Origin of the sequence: Acinetobacter lwoffii, from assembly GCF_029024105.1 — a bacterium.
GTDB lineage: Bacteria > Pseudomonadota > Gammaproteobacteria > Pseudomonadales > Moraxellaceae > Acinetobacter > Acinetobacter lwoffii.
This window is the reverse complement of sequence record NZ_CP118963.1, coordinates 2,799,158-2,819,310: the sequence shown is the minus strand read 5'-3', so window position 1 is coordinate 2,819,310 and position 20,153 is coordinate 2,799,158. Positions and strand designations below refer to the sequence as shown.

Sequence of the window (20,153 nt, the reverse complement as noted above, 5' to 3'; positions counted from 1 at the left end):
AAATGTCTAAGATTATTGTTCATGATATGACTTTGCGTGATGGTATGCACCCGCAGCGCCATCAAACGACTGTTGAGCAAATGATTGCAATTTCAACCGCACTTGATGATGCTGGCGTACCTTTAATTGAAGTAACGCATGGTGACGGCCTGGGTGGTTCATCAGTGAACTACGGTTTTGCTGCTGCAACGGATGAAGAATATTTATCTGCTGTTGTGCCACGTATGAAGAATGCAAAAATATCTGCATTACTTCTCCCTGGTATCGGTACAGTTGACCATTTGAAAATGGCACATGAAATTGGTGTTTCTACCATTCGTGTGGCGACGCATTGTACTGAAGCGGATTGTTCTGAACAGCACATCACCGCTGCACGTAAACTAGAAATGGACACCGTCGGTTTCTTAATGCTGGCGCATATGGCGACGCCTGAAAAACTGCTTGAAGAAGCAAACAAGATGGTGTCTTACGGTGCAAACTGTATTTACGTAACAGACTCTGCAGGTTATATGCTTCCTCAAGACGTGATCGACCGTGTGGGTCATTTACGTCAACACTTGGATTCAAGCATTGAGCTAGGTTTCCACGGTCACCACAACTTAGGGATGGGTGTATCGAATACTGTTGCTGCAGTTCAAGCAGGTGCGGTACGTGTTGACTTGGCATCTGCAGGTTTAGGTGCTGGTGCGGGTAACACACCACTTGAACTGTTTATCGCTGTGGCAAACCGTATGGGTATGGACACTGGCGTTGACTTGTTCAAAGTACAAGATGTTGCTGAAGATCTAGTGATTCCAATGATGCACAACCCAATTCGTGCAGACCGTGATGCGGCTACTTTAGGTTATGCGGGTGTTTACTCGTCATTCCTGTTGTTTGCTAAACGCGCTGAAGCGAAATATGGCGTATCTGCACGTGAAATCCTGATGGAACTGGGTCGCCGTGGTACGGTAGGTGGTCAGGAAGACATGATTGAAGACCTGGCATTAACCATGTCTAAAGCGCGCGAGTTACAAGCTTAATTTTTAATGCATTCGTATTAAAATAAGGCTAATAAAAAAGCATCCGATTTGGATGCTTTTTTATTATGAAGTAGATTTAATAATATATTAAAACTCTGATCTCAGATATTTTAGTTATAGTGCTATGTGAAGATTATTTCAGTTTAATTTTTTCCTTAAACATAAAAACGATAAATAAAAAATATTATCTTAAAGTTTTTAAAAAAATTGCGCTTATTAATAAAGGAAACAGAAATTTGAATTAAATATCTGGTCAAATTTTTATTTTCATTAATCGGTTTAAAATCTAAGAGATTGAGTGCTTAAATCTGGGCCCGGAATATGCAGAGCTAAAAGAGCAAAAGTTTAATACTGTGGTCGGATTTTTTATTTAAACCGACTTGCGCATGATGGCTGCATGGATTTTATCAGCTGAATGGGGGAACTCATCATGCGTCGTCACAATTTATGGATTGCAATGCTTGCTGCGACAGCAACTTTAGGGACAACTGCAACGAATGCAGACTTTATTGACGACAGCAATGTTCAACTCAAATTTAAAAACTTTTATCTAGACCGTCAGTATCAAGATGACTATTCATCACGTAACTGGGGTTCTTGGTCACAAGGGGTGACTCTGGATGCCAAGTCCGGTTATCACGATATCGGTGGTGGTGTGCAGGTTGGTGCTGATGTACTGGTGCAACATGCAGTCAAACTCAACGGCCATGATAAAAATCCGGACTGGGTTTTACCGCACGATGGCAAAGAATCAAAAGATCATTTCGGTAAAGTCGGCGCGACCTTAAAAGCCAAAGTTTCACAAACTGAGCTGAAAGTCGGTGAGTTATTGCCGGTATCTCCAGTCTTGGTATTCGATCCATCCCGTCAGTTATTAACGACTTATAGTGGCGCTTGGTTAGAGTCTAAAGACCTTAAGGATACCAAGTTAACTCTGGCGTATATTGATGGTATTAACAACCGTTATGACAACCAGTTCCGTGACTTAACTAAATTTGCTCCACCAAGTTTCTATGATACGGGTGCTGAAGCTGATGGCATGTGGATTGCGGGTGTAGACCACCAGCTTACTAAAGAAGTAGGGGCGAGCTACTGGTATGCCGATGTTCAAGACATTTACCAACAGCATTATCTGGGGGTAAATTACAAAACTGCGCTCGGTGAAAAAACCAAATTAGATAGCCACATTCGTTACTTCGATAACTCGGAGTCAGGTGACAAGCTGTATGGTGAGATCGATAACCAGGCATTATCTGTCGCTGCAAAAGTGAATCATGGTGCACATAGCGTAGGTGTGGGTTACCAGCAAATGTTTGGTGATAGTGCATTCCCGACATTGGGTGGCTGGGTGCCACAGCCTTATCTGGCGAACTGGGGGGTAGCGACCTTTACCGCACCAGAAGAAAAGTCATGGAGTGTTTCTTATGGCTATGACTTCTCTGAAATGGGTGCAAAAGGCCTAAACGCAACAGCAGTATATTTCAAAGGTTATGATCAGAAAGGTACTGGGGCGTATCAAGGTCAGAACTTCAATACGGATGAAGTGAATGCCATCGTGAACTACACTGTGCCAGAAGGTAAATTAAAAGGTTTGGGTGTACAGGCGATGTATATTGATGTGAATTTTGCCAATCCAGCAAAACCAGACCTGCAAGAATACCGTGTCGCCACCACTTATACCCATAAATTCTAATACCCGTATATTTTAAAAGCAGTCAGTCTTCTGGCTGCTTTTTGGTTTAAGCGTTCCATTGTTGCATTAAAGGCTTAGATTGAGTAGGGTTTTATTTTAAATTGATATATAAAACAAATACTTAAATTATATCTATTTTGTAGGGTGCAATCGTAATTTTGTATCAGTTTGCTGCGGCTGAGCGGTTAATATAAGGGTGTACACAAGTCATTTTAATGAGTCAACTTGACGTCGAATTCTTGAAAATAGAGGGACACGCAAGCGAAAGACTGTAAGAGGAAGCAATATGAGCACTGTTCAAATCCCTGACTATCAAACAGATCCATTCTTTGGCTTAGAAGATAAATGGATTGAAACCGCTGAAGGCGAGTTGACCCATTACCACGAAATTGGTGAAGGTACGCCTATTCTATTTTTACACGGTTCAGGTACGGGTGTATCGGCTGCGGCAAACTGGTGGTTAAACCTGCCACAAATTGGTGAGCAGGCGCGTTGTATCGCGATTGATACCATTGGTTATGGCCAGACTGTAGTTGCACCGGGTACTGAATATGGTATCCGTGCCTGGGTAGATCATGCGATCCGTACGCTAGACGCTTTGGGTATCGAAAAAACCTGGTTGGTCGGTAACTCTCTGGGTGGCTGGTTAGCATTCCAGATGGCATTGGATTATCCAGATCGTATTTTGGGTATCGTGTCTATGGGTACGGGCGGTGCGAAACAGACAGCTGCACTTAAAGCTCACGCAAACCCAGTTCTTACAGAAGAAGGAATCAAGAAAACCCTTTCTATGTTTGTCGTAAACAAAGACCTGATTACTGATGAACTGGTAAAAGTACGTTTTGCTTCTGCTGCAAATGACTATGCATCAAATCGTTTAATGGATGTGGTTGGCGCACGTGACCGTGACCGTTTCGAATTCCCATTAGACTTCGAAAAAATGAAAGACATTACTGTGCCTGTACTATTGATTCATGGTACGCAAGACGTGGTGATTCCGGTTTCTCGTACTTGGGACATCCTGAACATCGTGCCAAATGCTGATGCACATATCTTCAGCCAATGCGGTCACTGGTCTCAAGTTGAAAAAGCAGATGAGTTCAACACTGTGATCAAAAACTACCTGGCTGTTCATGGCGTAAAATAAGTTTGATACAGTTTTAAAAAAGGATGGCTTTGGTCATCCTTTTTTATATCGGAAATATTTAAGGTAGCGCACCTAAGTGAGTTTGATTCTCATTTATTTGAATAAATATAAAAATCTAATAATTTTTATAGGCTTGAGCTATTTAAACTGAGAAAAATCCGAATGAAACTTTATTAGACTTAAGTGGTAAATGCAGTACATTTAGAGCTAAAAATACACAATTTGGGTCAAGGGCAAGTGAAAAATTTAAGCGCCAGAAATAGATTCTTTATTATAAAATAGAATTAAAAATGGATTCTTAAGCATAAAATAATAAAACAAAAAAAGCACATGCCTATCATAAGTTGAATGGCATATGCCTAATGCAGGGAAGAAATAGGATTAATTTTGTTCGCTACGGTTAATATCCAGATAGAACACACGGGTCAAAAGCTCAAGAAATTTGCTCACGACATAGGATTTGTTGTTTTTATGGTAGCTGACATACAGGTCTAAATAGGGCAACTCCACGTCCAGCGGACGAATCACGGTATTATCCATGGTTAGTGGTGCAATATAGCCAGGCAAAATGGTACAGCCTAGGCCCATTCCGATCGAGTTGATATTAAATAAAATATTATCGGCCTTTTGCACGATATTGAGTTCAATGCCGTTGGCTTTGGCAAAGTCCAGAATAGCCTGGTTCAGGGTCAAGGACTGCTCTGCTGATGGAATAATAAAATCAATACCATTCAATGCTTTAACAGGAATTCTTTCGTATTTTGCTAAGGGATGATCTTTAGGCAGGAGAAAAATCAGCGGTTCACGAATCACGAACTGGCTTTCAATTTCATCACTATTGAAATTATGACGGGTAAATGTCAGATCTAGATCACCTTTTTTTAACAAACGCATTTGCTCATTGTTGTTCAGGCTGAGCAGTTCAATTTTTAAATCCGAGTTCTGTACACGTAGATTTGGCAAGATATACGGGAAGATTTTCATCTCGGCCACCGGTACAAAACCGATGCGGAGCATTTGCTGCTTGGCCTGTGACACCTGACGTGCCATGGCAACGGCTTTGTCCGCCTGTGCCAGGGTGAGACGAGCCTGTTCCAGGAATACGGCGCCTTCTTCGGTCAGCTCTACTTTACGTTTGGTTCGGTTGAGTAGCTTTACCCCGACATCTTCTTCCAGGTCTTTGATTTGCTGGCTAAGTGAGGGTTGAGCCGTATAAAGTTTAAGTGCTGCCTTACTAAAATTGAGCTCTTCAGCAACGGTGATAAAGTAGCGAAGGTGTCGTAATTCCATGTCATCAACCCAAAGAGTAATCCAAAAAATGTCTTACTATAATTTCCTCAAAGTATAATCTATAAACAACTATGTCGTGAAGATTATTTTCCCATTCATAAACTAAATGCTCTGGCGGAATTAATAGATGTTTTAATATAAAAATTCACGTGCTTAATAATTGCTTTAAGCTCTTAATTGAAACAAAAAAAATATTTCCCGAAAAACGCTGTCAAATCCATCATCGTTGAAAAGTTGAGTCTATTACTTTGTGCCAAAGATAGGTCACAGGAGAGCTTTTCATGAGTGGAAAAATTGATGTGCGCGAAATCGATGCTTTAGTCGATGCACAAAATGGACGTATTACGCCATCTATTTATACAGATCCTGACATTTACGAATTAGAACTCGAACGTGTTTTCGGTCGTACTTGGTTATTCCTTTGCCATGAAAGCCAAATTCCTAAGGCTGGTGATTTCTTCAACACCTACATGGGCGAAGATCCAATCATTGTGGCACGTCAAAAAGATGGCTCAATCAAAGCATTTTTAAACCAGTGCCGTCACCGTTCTATGCGTGTAAGCTTCGCTGACTGTGGTAATACCCGTGCATTTACTTGCCCGTACCACGGCTGGTCATACGGCATTGACGGTTCTTTAAAAGATATCCCGCTTGAAGATCGTGCTTACCCACATGGTGCATGTAAAGAGCAATGGGGTCTGGTTGAAGTGAATCGTGTGAAGTCTTACAAAGGCTTGGTATTCGCTTGTTGGGATGAAACCACACCTGATCTTGAAGAATACATGGGCGATATCGCTTGGTACTTAGATGGCGTTGTTGACCGTCGTCCAGGTGGTACAGAAATTATCGGTGGTGTCCACAAGTGGGAAATCGAGTGTAACTGGAAATTTGCGGCTGAACAGTTCGCATCTGACCAATACCACGCCTTGTTCTCTCACGCTTCTGCGATCCAAGTATTGGGCGCGAAACCAGACGACGAATCTTCTAAGAAATTAGGTGCTGCACAAACGGCTCGTCCAGTTTGGGAAACTGCCAAAGACGCGATCCAGTACGGTTCACGTGGTCATGGTTCAGGCTTCTTCTTCACAGAGAAACCAGACGCAAACGTATGGGTTGACGGTGAAGTTGCCAACTACTTCCGTGAAACTTACGACGAAGTTAAAGAGCGCCTAGGCGAGACTCGTGCACTGCGTCTTGCAGGTCACAACACCATGTTCCCAACTTTGTCTTGGTTGAACGGTACTGCAACACTTCGCGTATGGCATCCACGTGGTCCAAACAAAACCGAAGTATGGGCATTCTGTATTGCGGATGCTGAAGCATCTCAAGAAGTGAAAGAAGCATTTGAACGTTCTGCAACGCGTGCCTTTGGTCCAGCCGGTTTCCTCGAGCAAGATGACTCTGAGAACTGGATTGAAATTCAAAAAGTTTTACGTGGTTACAAAGCGCGTCAAAATAAACTCATTATGGAAATGGGTAAAGGCAACGAAAAAGTACGTGAAGATGGTATCCCGGGTATCACCAACTACATTTTCTCTGAAACTGCAGCACGTGGTATGTACCGCCGCTGGGCAGATTTATTGATCCATGAAAAATGGGAAGACGTGGAAAAAGCAGCTGACGAATATGAGAAGGAGCTTATGAAATGAGTCAAATCAGCTTAGAACTTCATCACCAAATTAGTCAGTTCCTGTATCGCGAAGCAAAATTGCTAGACGATTGGAAATTCCGCGAATGGTTGGATACGTTAGCTGAAGATATTTCTTACACGCTACGTACCACACCAAACGCACAAACCCGTGACCGTCGTCGTTCAGTTGAACCACCTACCACTTGGGTGTTCAACGATTCAAAAGACCTTTTAGAGCGTCGTGTAGCGCGTCTGGAAACCGGTATGGCTTGGGCTGAAGAGCCTCCGTCACGTACCACCCACATGGTGAGCAACGTGATCGTAGAGCCAACTGAAGTTGAAGGCGAATACGACGTGTACGTAACCTATTTGCTATATCGTACGCAAAAAGAGAAAGACATTGTCATTTACTGCGGTAAACGCCATGACAAGATCCGTAAAGTTGAAGGTGGCCTCGGCTTCCAGATCTTCAACCGTAAGATCACGCTTGATCAAGCGACATATAGCTCACATAACTTGAGTGTGTTCTTCTAATGAATAAGATTTTTGTTTGCCAAGTTGACGAATTAGACGAAGGCGAAGCGTTAAAAGTAGATTGTGGCGTAAACGGTATCGAAGCGCTGGCTGTATTTAACAATGGCGGTGAATTCTTCGCTATGAACGATAAATGCAGTCATGGTAATGCTTCTATGTCTGAAGGTTATCTTGAAGATGACGGTACTGTGGAATGTCCATTGCATTCAGCACGTTTCTGTTTAAAAACAGGTGAAGCATTGTGTCTACCTGCAACTGATCCAATCAAAACATTCCCAGTGATTGTTGAAGATGGTCAATTGTTTGTAGAGATGGCAGGAGAGTAAGCATGGGTTGGCTACAGGGCGAAGTTGCACTTATTACTGGTGGTGGTTCAGGCTTAGGCTGGGCTTTGGTCGAGCGTTTTATTGAGGAAGGTGCACAAGTTGCGGTTCTTCAACGTTCAAAAGCTAAAGTAGATGCATTAAATGAACACTTCGGTGGAAAAGTTCTTGCGATCGAAGGTGATGTAGCCAGCTATGCAGATAACGTTCGTGCAGTTCAAGCCACTGTGGAACGTTTCGGTAAACTCGATTGTTTCGTTGGTAATGCCGGTATTTGGGATCACTATGCCGATATCGTCAATACCTCTGGTGAGCAGCTGGAAAAAGCCTTTGACGAGATTATGGGCATTAATACCAAATCTCTGATCCTCGGTGCGAAGGCTGCACTGGATGCATTGATCGCTTCTGAAGGTTCTATCATATTTACTTTGTCTAATTCGGCACTGTACTCCGCTGGCGGAGGCCCTGTATATACTGCATCTAAGCATGCAGGTGTCGGGATTATGAAAGAACTGGCTTACGAGCTTGCGCCTAAAGTACGAGTGAACGCTGTTGCACCGTCAGGTATGAATGTGAATATCAAAGGCGCGGCATCGCTCGGTCAGGAAAATGTGGGCCTGCTCGATGCACGTGATCCTGAGAAAATTGCACGTGGCATGCCACTGAATTTCTTGCCTGAACCGGAAGATATGACCGGTTCATACGTGCTGTTGGCATCTCGTCAAAATAACCGTCCTCTGACTGGTGTTCTGATCAATGCAGAATGCGGTTTGGGTATTCGTGGCCTACGTCAGCCACGTGCAGGTTTCTTTGACGAATAAACATCTAGTCTCATTCAAATGGACTTACCGGCAGCCTCTTCTCTCAGGGCTGCTTTCCTTCTAGGAGTCTCTCATGGCCGTTAAACTTATTTGTGCATCGCACAGTCCTTTAATGGAACTTGCTTCACCTCAAGATCAATCAAAAGAGCAAAAAGTTCGTGCTGCTTTTGAAAAACTCTCTGCTGAAGTAAAAGCTTACGACCCAACCCTGATCATCACTTTTGGTCCTGACCATTTTAATGGTTTCTTCTATGACCTGATGCCAAGTTTCTGCGTGGGTATTCGTGCCAAAGCCGCAGGTGACTGGGATTATGGCAAGGACAATGACCATATTGATGTACCTGAAGACAAGGCATTAGATCTGGTTCGACGTGTACTGGATGAAGGTGTGGATGTTGCCTACTCCTACCGTATGCAGGCCGACCATGGCGTGACTCAGCCCTTACATTTCCTGTGTGAAGGCAAACTTGACCGTTATCCAACGATTCCAATTTTTATTAATGGCGCTGCAGCACCGATGCCAACCACCCAGCGTACCATCGCTTTGGGCCGTGCTGTGGGTCAATATATCAAGTCTTTAAACCTTGAAAATGAGCGTGTGCTTGTTTTAGGTACGGGTGGTCTGTCACATGATCCACCAACACCACAAATGGGTGCTGTACCCCCTGAAGTGGAAGAGTTCCTGATTGCAGGCCGTTATCCAACGCCTGAAGCACGTCATGCACGTCAATCCAAGATTATTGCAGTGGGTCAAAAGCTGGCAGCAGGAGATACGTCAGTTGCCATGCCTTTGAATGCTGAATGGGATATTGCCCTGCTAGAAACCTTCAAGCATGCTGATTTTGCAACATTAGAAGCGATGACTGAAGCTGAAATCCGCCATGATGGTGGTCGTGGTGGTCAGGAAGTCCGTTCTTGGATGGCTGCCTTCGCTGCCTTAAGCGAAATGGGTGAGTATGAAATGACCACGCATTGCTATGAAGACATCAGCGAATGGATTGCCGGCTTCGGTATCGTATCTGCAGAGTTAAAAGGTTAATAAAATGAGCAATGTAAACAACATCGTGATTGTGGGTGCCGGCCAGGCAGGTGCGAGTGCAATTTTAGAACTTCGTGGCAACAAGTATGAAGGCAAAATTACCTTGATTGGTGATGAAAGCCATCTTCCTTATGAGCGTCCACCATTGTCTAAAGATGTAATTCTAAAACCTGAAGACACCAAGATCGAAATCCTGTCAGAACAGAAACTGGCAGATTTAGGGGTGGAAACAATTCGCGGTAATGGCGTGATGAAAATCAATGCCGAAGCGAAAACGGTTGAACTCCTGAACGGTGATGTTGTTGCTTACGACAAACTCTTGCTTGCAACAGGTGGCGCCGCGCGCCGTTTGCCTAATTTCGATGCTTTGGGCAAACACGTTTATACCCTGCGTAACCTGGAAGATTCACAAGCGCTGGTGCCTGTGCTTCAAGCCGGTCGCCGTATCATCCTGATTGGTGGTGGCGTGATTGGTCTTGAGCTGGCATCTTCAGCACGTTACAAAGACTGTCAGGTCACTGTGATCGAAATGGGTCCGATGGTCATGGGTCGTTGTTCGCCACAAATCCTGAGCGAATTCCTGCTGGAACAGCATCGTCAAAACCAGGTCGATGTGCGTCTTGAAACCAAGATTGCAGATTGCCGTTTAGATGGTGAAGAAGTCGTGGTAACGCTGGAAGGCGGTGAAGAACTGCGTGCTGATGCTGTAGTTTACGGAATCGGAATCGTGCCAAATGCACAGCTTGCGCTAGATGCAGGTCTGGATGTTGATGTTGCGATCAAAGTCAATGAACACTGCCAAACCTCGAATGCTGACATTTATGCAGCGGGTGATGTTGCGACTCAGTTACGTGACTGTGGCAATCACCGCCGCGTTGAAACTTGGGAAAATGCCAACCTTCAGGCAGGCATCTTTGCGCGTCACGTGATGGGTGTGGAACATCCGAAAGCCAATCCGGCCTGGTTCTGGACGGATCAGCTGAATATAAACTTCCAGTTTGTCGGCGATATGGCCGCAGCTGAATGGCATATCCGTGGTGAAATGGATGCAGCCAAAGGTGCAGACAATTCATTCGTGATGTATGGTGTGACAGATGGTCAGATCGTTGGCGGGATTACCGTGAATGCAGCCAAAGAAATGCGTCATTTGAAAAAAATGATCAGCAAAAATACGGCGTTTGATGTTGAAAAACATTTGGATATCGCGCAAGACTTACGCAAAATTGCTTAAGTTGTATTGAGATATCTTTGGACAGACCTATGTTTTGCATAGGTCTGTTTTTTATGCACGAAACTTGATGAATTTATCAAAAATTAAAACTTCATCTCAGCATGAATTCGCTATACGCTATTTTTGAAGTTGCTGATCCAGAACTTCTTGGCCTCGTTTAGGAGACTTATGAGTTCTTCATCTTCATTGCCGGTCACGGCAAGTATTTACGCTTTATTGGTGCTGATCTGGGCGACAACGCCACTGGCGATTGTCTGGAGCGTGGCCGAGATTCACCCGATGTGGGTGCTGATCATTCGCTATTTTGGTGCCTCGATTATTGCGTTGTTCCTGTTGAAAATCATGCGCGACCCGCTGCCTTTTGACCGCACTTCAATGAAAAGTTATCTGGCAGGCAGTTTGAATTTAATCGGCGCGCAGCTGTTTATTTATCTGGCGGCCAATTATCTGACCTCAGGATTGATGGCACTGATTTTTGGTTTTTCACCGCTGATCGCCGGTTTAATCGGTCATGTGATTTTAAAAACCCATAAGTTGATCTGGCTGCAATGGCTCGGCATGGCAGTGGCCGTCGCCGGTTTGTGTTTTGTTTTCGCCGACTCGGCAGACAGCAAAATTAATCCTTGGGGTGTGGTGTTAATGCTGATCAGTATGGTGTCTTACATCAGCTCGATCTTCTGGGTTAAACAGATCAGTGCACCCTTGAGTCCGATGTCGCAGGCGACGGGTTCATTGCTGGTCTCCGCAGCGAGTTCAGTCATTTTGGTACCCTTTATCTGGCAACATATGCCGACTCAGTTGCCTAGCACACAGGCAATGATTGGTTTTGTATTTACCATGATCATGTCCTCGATTGTGGCAATGCTGTGTTATTTCTGGCTGATTCGCCGTCTAAATGCTTCGACTGTCTCATTGAGTAATGTGATGACGCCGGTGATTGCTCTGGTATTGGGAGCAACCTTAAATCATGAAATTATCAGCAGTCATGCTTTTGCGGGAATTGCTGTGGTGATGTTCGGGATCATCATGTATTTCTGGAAAGAGTGGCGCGAACAGTATTTTTCCAAGCATTAAAACTGTAAAAACCAAAAGGGCGAAAGCCCTTTTATTATTTGAGTAGAGAGTAAAGTGATTCAACAACGTGGGAGATCACGACTAAGCAACAATTTGTAAAACAACTTTCAAAAATAAATGATTAAGATTTTGATACATAAATCATTCAAGCTTGCACAAGCTTATTTAGGACAGTGTCAGGATGTCTGAATCCAATAAAATCGTAGTTTATGCAGCTCTATTTGGTAATCTGGCGATTGCGCTGGTTAAATTTGTTGCGTCCTATATAACCAATAGCTCTGCCATGTTCAGTGAAGCAATTCATTCGGTAGTGGATACCTTGAATGAAATTTTACTGCTGTATGGGATGAAAAAATCAGAAAAACCGGCAAATGCCAAACATCCTTTTGGTTATGGGCGTGAACTGTATTTTTGGGCTTTTATTGTGGCATTGATGGTTTTTGCCTTGGGTGCGATCGTGTCCATCTATCAAGGGATACAGCATATTCTTCAGCCTGAAGTCATGCGGGATCCATTGATCAATTATATTGTGCTGGGTCTGGCGATTCTTTTTGAAGGATTTTCATGGTCAGTGGCTTTAAAAACCTTTCGTAAACAAAAGGGAAATCTGGGATATTTTGAAGCATTTCGACACAGTAAAGATCCAACGACCTTTACCGTGTTATTTGAAGATACTGCCGCCCTGGTCGGTTTGGTGATTGCTCTGGTTGGTATTTTTCTGGCGCATCAACTGAATATTCCTGAATTGGACGGTGCCGCATCGATTTTAATTGGTATCGTGCTGGCAGTATCTGCCTGGTTTCTGGCACGTGAAACCAAAGGTTTGTTACTGGGTGAAACGGCAGATCCAAAACTGCGTGAAGATGTATTAAACATTGCTCAACAGGATGCGGCAGTTTTCAGTGCCAATGGGGTATTGACTGAGCAGATGGGCGCTCAGCAAGTCATTGCATCATTGAGTCTGGAATTTAAAGATGATTTAACTTCTGATGACATTGAAGCCTGTGTCAACCGGATCGAAGCGCAGATTAAACAGCTGCACCCGGAAATTATTGCTTTATTTGTGAAACCCCAAACCAAGGCCGTATGGCTGGAACGAACTCAAGGTCGTGTATAAAGATCTAAAAAACGCTTGAGGTTGGTATTTTGATCTCAACTTGCCTTTCTCGCACAATTGATGTGATGATACTGAGGTATGGCGAATTTCATCATAAAATCATCAATGGGCAGACATGCTTTTGTCAGCATGGGCTTATAAATATTGAGTATCATTTTGTATTTTTAGACAGAAGGACAAGAGCAATATTTTTCTAGATAATCCCAGACTTCAGCCAGCCATAAGGCCGATGAAATGCCATTTTTTTTGCTAAAAATAACAAAAACATACATGATTTTCTGTGACGGATTTCATACTATGTTGCAGTGTGCCTGTTTTTAGTTTGTATGCTCATTAAAAGATGCACCGCTTGACCATTTCAAGAGGTTGTTGTCTTGCATATAGCGAATAATAAATAGTGGATGTTTATGCAAGATCTTCTCAAAACTAAAAAATTCCAGTTAATCACGGAATCCAGTTGGAAACATCTCTGGTCTAAGCCAGTGTTTGAGTATCTGCATTCAGATCATTTCGACGGAAAACAGTTTCGTAATCTTGAGCATGCTTCTCTATCGCGCGGTCGCTTTGATTTATACAAATGGCTCATTACCCGAAAATCCAAGACCTGGAATGTCAATCTTGACGAAGAGCGTGCCGAGTTTTTTTCTCGTCCGCGCGCATTGCCACAGCAGCGTCCAGATGCAGCTCTGGATGACTGGCAAGTCTGGTTTATTGGTCACGCCACCACATTAATACAGATCGGCCCCTATAATTTCCTGACCGACCCGGTCTGGTCGGAATATGCCAGTCCTTCGGCTTCCACGGGTCCGCAGCGGGTCATTCCGGCTGGCATTGCTCTGGATGAGTTACCCCAGATTGATGCTGTACTACTCAGCCATAACCATTATGATCATATGGATCTGGCCAGTCTGGAATGGCTGCACAACACTTTTGAGATGCCGATTTATACCGGTCTGGGTAATGCCTGGTATTTGCCAGAACATTACACCGTGCATGAAATGGACTGGTGGGAAAATGCCTTTTTTGAAGAGATCCGGATTGTGTATACGCCGGCTCAACATGCCTCAGGGCGCGGTATGCGCGATCAGAACTGTGCACTTTGGGGAGGCTTTTCTTTATTATATGGCAAGGAACATTGTTTCTTTGCCGGAGATAGTGGCTACGCCTCACATTTTAAAGAAATTCGTAAACGTCTGGGTGCACCGCGAATTGCCTTACTTCCGATAGGAGCGTATGAGCCACGTGAACTGATGCGTGCGATCCATATGAATCCGGAAGATGCCTTTCATGCCCATCATGACTTGCAGGCCAAATGCTCACTGGCGATTCATTACCGTACTTTTCAGCTCACAGATGAAGACCGGGATGCACCGGAACATGAGTTGCATGAGATCATCAAGCATTCTTCCAAGTTAATTAATCCGTTTTATTGCATACGGGAAGGCAAGCGGATTATTGTTTAAGCACTTCCTATTAAATGAGTTGAATGGCCAGTACAGACAGCTTCTTCCAGAAAATGGCGTTTATTTTCGCTGGATGGAATCAGGCAATACTCGGTTTTACCAAATAGCCTGTAACGATTTAAAGCAACCACACGATATAGAAAGTCGCGGATAAAGCGCGGAACCAAATAACCTGCGCTCATTAAATTAAAGGGAAAACCGAGATGCTGCAGCACCTTCAGCAAGGCAGTCGATTCGGTATAGAGAGTGCCATCTTGAATGACGAGCATGGTGGTGTAATGCTCGGTTTGCATCTGATAATGTTCGAGCAGTGCCGTACCTAAAGGCGATTGGGCGGAAACCAGTTTAAACTGAATCTTTTTATCGTATTTAATCAAAAACCGTGCCCAGCCATTGCAGATCACGCAAACAGCATCAAATAAAACAATGTCGTGTTGTTGAATGATGTCTTCAATATTCGGATGCATTATTGTATTTCTTTTTGTGCCAGCTTGTTTCTATAGTGCTTGATGCTGCAATAAAAAACCACCCGAAGGTGGTTTCTATACATGTCTAAACTGGCTTAGAGAAAGCTAGGCAAACCTTTGGCTGGATCGCTTTCACGTGCTGCTTGGGCATCTGCTACGGTCATGCCGAGGGCTTGTGCTACGCCTTCGCCGTAGGCTGGATCACAGCTATAACAGTTGCGGATGTGACGGTATTTGATGAAATCTAGTGCATCACCCATTGCTCCGGCCGTGTTATTAAACAGAGCCTGTTTCTGCTGGTCATTCATCAGATTGAACAGGGCACGGGGTTGGCTGAAGTAATCATTGTCATCTTCACGGAAATCCCAGAAATCGGCATCACCGGTAATTTTTAGTGGCGGTTCTCTGAATTCCGGCTGTTCCTGCCACTGGCTGAAACTATTCGGCTCGTAATGTGGCAATGAACCATAGTTGCCATCCATGCGGCCTTGACCATCACGGCGGTTCGAATGAACAGGACAACGTGCAGCATTGACCGGAACCTGTGAATGATTCACGCCAACACGGTAACGCGCTGCATCGGCATAGTTCACCAGACGAGCCTGTAACATACGGTCTGGTGAATAGCTGATGCCCGGTACAAGGTTGCTTGGTGCAAAGGCAGCCTGTTCCACATCCTGGAAATAGTTTTCCGGATTGCGGTTCAGTTCGAATTCACCGACTTCAATCAGTGGATAATCGCCCTTTGGCCAGACTTTGGTTAGGTCAAATGGATGATAAGTCACTGTTTCGGCTTCCAGTTCTGGCATGACCTGAACGTACATTTTCCATTTTGGATAGTCACCACGTTCGATGGCATCAAACAGGTCGGTCTGGCTGCTTTCACGGTCTTTGGCAATCAAGTCTGCAGCTTCAGCATCGGTCAGGTTTTGAATACCTTGCTGGGTACGCATATGGAATTTCACCCAGAAGCGTTCATTCTTGGCATTGATAAAGCTGAAAGTATGGCTGCCAAAACCATGCATATGACGGTAACCGGTCGGGATCCCACGATCCGACATGACAATAGTCACTTGATGCAAGGCTTCAGGCAGTAATGCCCAGAAATCCCAATTATTGGTGGCACTGCGCTTGTTGGTTTTCGGATCACGTTTGACTGCTTTATTCAGGTCAGGGAACTTGCGGGCATCCCGCAGAAAAAATACCGGGGTGTTATTGCCGACCAGATCCCAGTTGCCTTCTTCGGTATAGAATTTCAGTGCAAAACCGCGAATATCACGTTCAGCATCGGCCGCACCACGTTCACCCGCCACCGTTGAGAAACGCGCAAACATTTCGGTTTTTTTGCCGACTTCAGAGAAAATTTTAGCGCGGCTATATTGCGTAATATCATTGGTCACGGTAAAGGTACCGAAAGCACCTGAACCTTTGGCATGCATACGACGCTCTGGAATCACTTCACGGACAAAGTTGGCCAGTTTTTCATTCAGCCATAAATCCTGGGCAAGTAAAGGTCCACGCGCACCTGCCGTCATACTGTTCTGGTTGTCGACCACAGGTGCACCAGCTTCAGTGGTCAGGTGGGTGACAGGGCATTTTTTTAAATCTTGGCTCATCTTTCCTCTCCAAGTTTTGAATATCTTGTGTCGTTTATCTAGTATTCATAAGATATTGAGATATATGCTAATCAGATCAGGTTTCACTATATTTACAATATCTTTAAATAAAGGGTGTTACAGCACAAAACGGAATTCAGGATATAATTGAGTGAGATCACTCAAAAAATATTTTTAAAGTTAATAAAGTTTAAAATATTGAAAATTAAATGGTTACTCTTAAAAAGTAACGGGTTTTCCACTCTCTGACAATATCAAATTCTATATATTTTGAATAACTCGAATAATGAATGGGATTAAACGAAAATAACAATATCTAAGTCCATAATATGTTTTTATCAAAGGATAAAAATAATAAGTGAAAAGTGTTATTTAAAATACATTTTATAACTGATTTACTTTAAATAGTTTTTTAATTGAGTTTTGTTTGGCTGAAGAAACCCATAAAAATAATGAATGAAATAAGGGTGTTTTCTGGCTATAGCTCCCATTTTTGCATACAGAAAATCCTAGCTAAATGGACTTTATTTTTAAAAAAGCATTGGCAGATATGCTTGAAAATTAGTCAGTCGGCCCTATAATTATTTCACTCCTTCTTCCAAATCATATAGAGAGCAAGATGGCCAAGAAAAAAACAGCCGAGCAGGTGGTAATCCACAATTTTGTGGCAAAACACATGTATGAAGTCAACAAAAGCCAGGTCTTTGTAGACCGAAAGAAAAATGCAAAACGTGGCTACAGCAAGCACAGACAAGGGCGATATTCCATGGAAGATCGCCCTTTTTTAATGGCCGCTTAAGGTCGGTAAGGTGGCTGGGGACGACGCGGTGACTGTTTAGGATTGGTTTTAACTGGAGAGAGCGGGGCGACAGGCCGGTTATTACGAGTTTGCGAATATTGATTCGGATGCCGGGATGGCGTTGTCGATTCATCCGCAATTAAGTCATTAAAGAATTTATTGAGTCTGCTTTGCACTGGCGCGTTGTGGTGAGGGGAGTGAGGCTGTGGTCTGGCCTGCTGAAAACTGGCAAATTGATCTTTTTGCTGGTGATAGAGTCTGGCGGCAATGACGGAGGGGTCATCTCTGCCTAAACGCCGCCGTTGCGATGCCGAAATTTCAATGCCCAATAATGGAGTCATTTTAGGCCGATCGGCATAGCTCGTTGCTCGATTGCTGGCAGGGCGTATATAAGATGAACCGGAATTATGAGCTTCTTTGCGGGCAGCCAAAGCTGGTGCAAGAATGACCACATAAAACACCGCAACAATCATGAACAGGATGACCAGAAATTCCATAACCACCTCTACCACTGTCGAGGGACTGGAAAAAGTCCCGTATTAGGCACTCACCATACGTGATGCTGATTTCACCATATCCCCTAAACCATGGGTTCTGAAATAATATTCTAGCCAGCTTTTTACCATGAGTGGATTGTCCATTTTTAACACATGTTGCAGCAATTCCTGTGCATCACTCATCGGAACATGACAAATGGTTTTACGTACCCGCAAAATATTACTTGAACTCATCGACAGGGTATTAAAGCCCATGGCCATGAGTAAAACGGCAGACAGTGGATCACCCGCCATTTCACCGCAGATACTGACCGGTTTTTCATTGCGATGACAGTCCTGAACCAGACGGGTCAAGGCACGCATTACTGCAGGGTGCAGGTGTGAATAGACATTGGCCACCCGTGGATTATTACGGTCGACGGCCAACAGATATTGGGTCAGATCGTTGGAGCCGACCGAGAAGAAATCGACCAGTTCGGAAAATTCATCAATCTGATATAGTACGCTGGGAACTTCCACCATAATACCGAGTTTAGGCTTGTTTACCTTGACCTGTTCTTCTTCCTGAATCGCCGCATGATCACGTTCCAGCAGATAGAGCGCTTCCTCGACCTCGCTGACACTGGTCACCATCGGCAGCAGAATATGCAGGTTATTCAGTCCGATACTGGCTTTGAGCATGGCGCGAATCTGTGAAGAAAAAATTTCCGGATGATCCAGGGTAAAACGAATGCCACGCCAGCCGAGTGCCGAATTTTCTTCTTCAATCGAGAAATACGGCAGGTCTTTGTCTGCACCAATGTCCAGCGTTCGCATCACCACCGGTTTATTGGCAAAATGACTGAGTTGCTGACGATAAATCGCACGTTGTTCTTCCTCGCCCGGGAAGCGGTCACGCAGCATAAACGGAATTTCAGAACGGTATAAACCGACACCTTTGGCACCGCGCTGCACGCCACGCACCACATCAATCATCAGGCCGGTGTTGACGTACAGTTTTACGGCGATGCCATCCGGGGTAATTGCATCTTTGGTTTCGTACTGACGCAAATCTTTGGCAATCTGTTCTTCTTCTTTTTGAATTTCTTTATAGCGACTGCGCAGGCGACGTGGCGGATTAATAAAGACCCGACCCTGATGCGCATCGACAATCATCTCCACATCATCGAGGGTATTGATTGGCAGTTCGGTTACACCGACTACGGTGGGAATGCCAAGGGCACGCGCCACGATCACCATATGCGAGTTCATGGCGCCTTCGGTAGTGACAATCGCGGCAATTTTATCCACGGGCAGTTCAACCAGTGCAGCCGTCGATATTTCCTCACCAATCAGAATACTTTCATCGGTCAATTCACGGTGACTGGCATCGGCTTCCTGTAAACGTGCCAGAATGCGGCGACCCAGATCTTTTAAGTCCGCCACTCGCTCACGTAAATAATCATCTTCCATCTGGGAAAATTGTGCCACATGATTGTCAATGACAATTCGCACGGCGCCTTGTGCCCAGTGACCTTCACGAATAAAGGCCTTGATTTCTGAAGGCAGGGCATTTTCATCCAGCATACGCAAAAACACGCTAAACAGTGCGCGTTCCTCGGCCATCAACGCATCCTGCATTTTGTCATCTAGCGACTGAATTTCTTCGCGGACTGAATTCAGGGCGTTATCTAATAGCTCCAGTTCTTCGCTAATGTCATCCGCTTCACGGTCAGGGACTGCGGCAAGATCTGCTGGCGGATAGAGAATCACTGCACGACCTAAGGCAATACCACCGGAGCCAGAAACTCCCTGAAAGGTTTTATAGGCGGGCAGGTTGCTTGGCTTACGGAATACATCGATATTGCCGACGGCATGGGCATGGGCGATGACGCCAGAAAGCTGCGCACAGAGTGTCACCAGAAAGGATTCAGCAGCTTCAGAAAAGTCCTGTGATTCTTTGTTCTGAACCACCAGCACACCCATCACCTTACGGCGATACATCACTGGCACACCGAGGAAGGAGTTATAAATTTCCTCACCGGTTTCAGGTAAAAACAGGAAGCGCTCGTGTTTAGGGGCATTGTCCAGATTGACAATTTCCTCACGCTGTCCAACCAGGCCCACCAGACCTTCGCCGGTCTGCAAAGACACATGGCCGACAGATTCTGCATTCAGGCCTTTAGACGCCATGAGCAGATAACGCTGATTGCGTTCATCGAGGAGGTAGATCGAGCAGACATCAACCTGCATGGCCTCGGCCACATGCTTGACCATAATGTCGAGTGATTCATGCAAACTGGTGGACGCATTGATCTCCTGAACAATACGTCTCAAGGTGTCCAGTTGCATATTCGACATAAGGTCTGCTCCGTCTATTCAGAATTTCAGTAATGAAGTTTATTTATAAC

Annotated in this window: 18 protein-coding genes; 13 read left to right on the top strand and 5 right to left on the bottom strand. The window is 44.5% G+C overall.

From position 1 onward, the window contains the following. Positions 1-2 precede the first annotated feature (2 nt). From dmpG to PYW33_RS13570, 3 genes are all read left to right on the top strand, one after another. Entirely contained in the window at positions 3-1,022 is a 1,020-nt protein-coding gene (gene dmpG / locus PYW33_RS13580; protein WP_004647363.1) for a 4-hydroxy-2-oxovalerate aldolase, read from the top strand. A gap of 430 nt (positions 1,023-1,452) precedes the next feature. Beyond that, positions 1,453-2,715, top strand: coding sequence for an OprD family outer membrane porin (locus PYW33_RS13575; protein WP_004647364.1), 1,263 nt, complete (start codon positions 1,453-1,455; stop codon positions 2,713-2,715). 286 nt (positions 2,716-3,001) lie between these two features. After that, the gene (locus PYW33_RS13570) at positions 3,002-3,862 is read left to right on the top strand and encodes an alpha/beta fold hydrolase (RefSeq protein ID WP_004278523.1); all 861 of its coding nucleotides are present in this window, start codon (positions 3,002-3,004) and stop codon (positions 3,860-3,862) included. Between the two features lie 381 nt (positions 3,863-4,243). Here the strand turns inward: PYW33_RS13570 and hcaR are convergent, their stop codons facing one another. After that, complete coding sequence (gene hcaR, locus PYW33_RS13565) at positions 4,244-5,152, bottom strand: DNA-binding transcriptional regulator HcaR (RefSeq protein WP_004278522.1); 909 nt, start codon at positions 5,150-5,152, stop codon at positions 4,244-4,246. Between the two features lie 281 nt (positions 5,153-5,433). Between hcaR and hcaE the strand changes: the two genes are divergently transcribed. From hcaE to PYW33_RS13520, 9 genes are all read left to right on the top strand, one after another. Continuing rightward, on the top strand, positions 5,434-6,801 hold the full coding sequence (gene hcaE, locus PYW33_RS13560) for a 3-phenylpropionate/cinnamic acid dioxygenase subunit alpha (RefSeq protein ID WP_004278520.1): 1,368 nt from the start codon (positions 5,434-5,436) through the stop codon (positions 6,799-6,801). Then, a complete protein-coding gene (gene hcaF, locus PYW33_RS13555) occupies positions 6,798-7,316 on the top strand; it encodes a 3-phenylpropionate/cinnamic acid dioxygenase subunit beta (RefSeq protein WP_004647365.1) in 519 nt (172 codons plus the stop codon). The genes hcaE and hcaF overlap by 4 nt, the downstream gene beginning before the upstream one ends. Further along, complete coding sequence (gene hcaC / locus PYW33_RS13550; protein ID WP_004278517.1) at positions 7,316-7,642, top strand: 3-phenylpropionate/cinnamic acid dioxygenase ferredoxin subunit; 327 nt, start codon at positions 7,316-7,318, stop codon at positions 7,640-7,642. The genes hcaF and hcaC overlap by 1 nt, the downstream gene beginning before the upstream one ends. 2 nt (positions 7,643-7,644) lie before the next feature. Further along, entirely contained in the window at positions 7,645-8,460 is an 816-nt protein-coding gene (gene hcaB / locus PYW33_RS13545; RefSeq protein ID WP_004278515.1) for a 3-phenylpropionate-dihydrodiol/cinnamic acid-dihydrodiol dehydrogenase, read from the top strand. A 73-nt stretch (positions 8,461-8,533) separates the two neighbouring features. After that, positions 8,534-9,499 carry a 3-carboxyethylcatechol 2,3-dioxygenase gene (locus tag PYW33_RS13540; protein WP_004647366.1) on the top strand — a complete coding sequence of 322 codons (966 nt, stop codon included), beginning with the start codon at positions 8,534-8,536 and terminating at the stop codon, positions 9,497-9,499. A gap of 4 nt (positions 9,500-9,503) precedes the next feature. Next, positions 9,504-10,730, top strand: a complete 1,227-nt coding sequence (hcaD, locus tag PYW33_RS13535) for a 3-phenylpropionate/cinnamic acid dioxygenase ferredoxin--NAD(+) reductase subunit (protein ID WP_004647367.1) — start codon at positions 9,504-9,506, stop codon at positions 10,728-10,730. Between the two features lie 168 nt (positions 10,731-10,898). Continuing rightward, the gene (locus tag PYW33_RS13530; RefSeq protein WP_004647369.1) at positions 10,899-11,804 is read left to right on the top strand and encodes a DMT family transporter; all 906 of its coding nucleotides are present in this window, start codon (positions 10,899-10,901) and stop codon (positions 11,802-11,804) included. Between the two features lie 181 nt (positions 11,805-11,985). Further along, complete coding sequence (locus tag PYW33_RS13525; RefSeq protein ID WP_004647370.1) at positions 11,986-12,921, top strand: cation diffusion facilitator family transporter; 936 nt, start codon at positions 11,986-11,988, stop codon at positions 12,919-12,921. A gap of 407 nt (positions 12,922-13,328) precedes the next feature. Next, the gene (locus tag PYW33_RS13520; RefSeq protein ID WP_004647371.1) at positions 13,329-14,384 is read left to right on the top strand and encodes an MBL fold metallo-hydrolase; all 1,056 of its coding nucleotides are present in this window, start codon (positions 13,329-13,331) and stop codon (positions 14,382-14,384) included. Here PYW33_RS13520 and PYW33_RS13515 read toward each other — a convergent pair. Together PYW33_RS13515 and PYW33_RS13510 are read right to left on the bottom strand one after the other, a co-directional pair. Continuing rightward, positions 14,381-14,851 carry a thiol-disulfide oxidoreductase DCC family protein gene (locus tag PYW33_RS13515; RefSeq protein WP_004647372.1) on the bottom strand — a complete coding sequence of 157 codons (471 nt, stop codon included), beginning with the start codon at positions 14,849-14,851 and terminating at the stop codon, positions 14,381-14,383. The genes PYW33_RS13520 and PYW33_RS13515 overlap by 4 nt on opposite strands. 95 nt (positions 14,852-14,946) lie before the next feature. Further along, positions 14,947-16,467, bottom strand: a complete 1,521-nt coding sequence (locus PYW33_RS13510) for a catalase (RefSeq protein ID WP_004647373.1) — start codon at positions 16,465-16,467, stop codon at positions 14,947-14,949. A 619-nt stretch (positions 16,468-17,086) separates the two neighbouring features. Between PYW33_RS13510 and PYW33_RS13505 the strand changes: the two genes are divergently transcribed. Next, positions 17,087-17,266 carry a DUF7230 family protein gene (locus PYW33_RS13505; protein WP_004647375.1) on the top strand — a complete coding sequence of 60 codons (180 nt, stop codon included), beginning with the start codon at positions 17,087-17,089 and terminating at the stop codon, positions 17,264-17,266. Here the strand turns inward: PYW33_RS13505 and PYW33_RS13500 are convergent. Then, the gene (locus PYW33_RS13500) at positions 17,263-17,763 is read right to left on the bottom strand and encodes a hypothetical protein (protein ID WP_004647376.1); all 501 of its coding nucleotides are present in this window, start codon (positions 17,761-17,763) and stop codon (positions 17,263-17,265) included. The two genes, PYW33_RS13505 and PYW33_RS13500, sit on opposite strands and share 4 nt — an antisense overlap. 42 nt (positions 17,764-17,805) lie before the next feature. Beyond that, positions 17,806-20,103, bottom strand: coding sequence for a phosphoenolpyruvate--protein phosphotransferase (ptsP, locus tag PYW33_RS13495; protein ID WP_004647377.1), 2,298 nt, complete (start codon positions 20,101-20,103; stop codon positions 17,806-17,808). Positions 20,104-20,153: the final 50 nt, after the last annotated feature.